A 1,358-nucleotide genomic window follows, 5' to 3' on the forward strand; every position below is an offset into this window, starting at 1 on the left:
GGTAGTGCCACAGTCCGCGAGGTAGTACCGGGGTCCTGACCCCGGTACTACCTCGCGTGACCGGAGTACTACCTCGGCGGGTGGGTCAGCGCTCCGCGGCGCCCGACATCGGGAGCGCGAACGCGAGCGTCGAGGCGGCGAGGCCGCCGACGAAGAGCCACACGCCGCCGTCCACGCCCGACATGCCCGAGCCCATGAGCACGAGCCCGCCCACGAACAGCGCGAAGGCGACGACGAACCGGGCGACCGCGCCCGCGCGGTCCGCGACGTCGCGCCCCTCGGTGCCGGTGGGGATCTGCTGCGTGTCCTGCGTGCTCACAAGGGCTCCTTCGGTGCGGGTCAGTCCAGGTACCCCTCCACGGTACCGGGGTCGCGCACGGTCGCGGCATCCGGGTCGCTCCCGAACTCGCGGGCCGCGTCGCGCTGGCGCAGCAGGTCCCAGCACTGGTCGAGCTCGACCTCGATCGCGCGGAGCCGCTCGTGCTCCCGGCCCCCGGTGATCTCCCCCTGCGCGAACTGTTCGCGGAGCTCGCGCTCCTGCGCCACGAGGTCGCTGATCGTCCTGCGGATGCCGCCGTCGGTCGCCATGCGTCCACGGTATGCCCGACGGCGCACGCGCGCCCGGGAGGCCAGGCGTCGGGCGGGGGGACGCCGGCGGCACGGCCTAGGCTCGCCGCATGACGACGACGATCGGCCGCACCGTCCTGCTGTGCCACGACCTCGACGCGAGCGCCGCGTTCTGGGCGGGCGGGTTCGGGTTCGGGACGCTGTTCCGCGGCGAGACGGACGGCTTCCCGCTGCTGCACGTCGGACCGGGTCGGGTCGACGAGCCCGGGCTGTGGCTCGTCCCGCTCCCCGCGGGCGGTGCGCCCCTCGTGCGCCACGGTCTGCCGAACCTCGTGCTCTACGTCGACGACCTCGATGCGACCCTCGCCCGGCTGGCCGGCGTGGGGGTCGAGCCGTTCGTCGGCCCCGACGCCGACGCCGAGTCCGGGGACCGGTTCGCGCACGTCCACGACCCTGACGGGCACCGGATCGTCGTCGTGCAGCTCGGTCCGGTGCCCGACCCCGCGTAGGGACTAGCGGGCCTGCACCCAGGTCGCGTCGTCGGCGAGGATCGTCACCTCGTCGTCGTCGACCACGACGAAGCCGCCGCCGATGCGCAGCTCCGCCGTCGGGCGGTCGGGCGTGCGCAGCCGCACGCGCCCGGCCTTCAAGGTCGCCGCGACGGGCTGGTGCCGCGCGAGGATCCCGAGGGTGCCGGACACCGACGGGACCGTGACGCTGCGTGCCGGGCCCGACCAGAACACCCCGGACGGCACCACCACCTCGACGGACACCAGGCGCTCCTCCACGGG

General features: G+C 74.7%; 4 protein-coding genes. 1 reads left to right on the forward strand and 3 read right to left on the reverse strand.

Translation table 11 applies throughout. The features are described 5' to 3' along the window. Positions 1-85: 85 nt before the first annotated feature. Complete coding sequence (locus tag ACFVQZ_RS36470) at positions 86-319, reverse strand: hypothetical protein (RefSeq protein WP_378230060.1); 234 nt, start codon at positions 317-319, stop codon at positions 86-88. A 20-nt stretch (positions 320-339) separates the two neighbouring features. After that, complete coding sequence (locus ACFVQZ_RS36475) at positions 340-588, reverse strand: DUF2630 family protein (protein ID WP_378230062.1); 249 nt, start codon at positions 586-588, stop codon at positions 340-342. Positions 589-677: 89 nt separating this feature from the next. Here ACFVQZ_RS36475 and ACFVQZ_RS36480 point away from each other — a divergent pair, with 89 nt between their 5' ends. Continuing rightward, positions 678-1,076 carry a VOC family protein gene (locus tag ACFVQZ_RS36480; protein WP_378230064.1) on the forward strand — a complete coding sequence of 133 codons (399 nt, stop codon included), beginning with the start codon at positions 678-680 and terminating at the stop codon, positions 1,074-1,076. Between the two features lie 3 nt (positions 1,077-1,079). Here ACFVQZ_RS36480 and atpC read toward each other — a convergent pair. Beyond that, positions 1,080-1,358: ATP synthase F1 subunit epsilon (atpC, locus tag ACFVQZ_RS36485; RefSeq protein WP_383629184.1), on the reverse strand; the 279-nt coding region annotated here is incomplete at its 5' end.

It is taken from the genome of Streptomyces sp. NPDC057854, assembly GCF_042797055.1.
GTDB lineage: Bacteria > Actinomycetota > Actinomycetes > Streptomycetales > Streptomycetaceae > Streptomyces.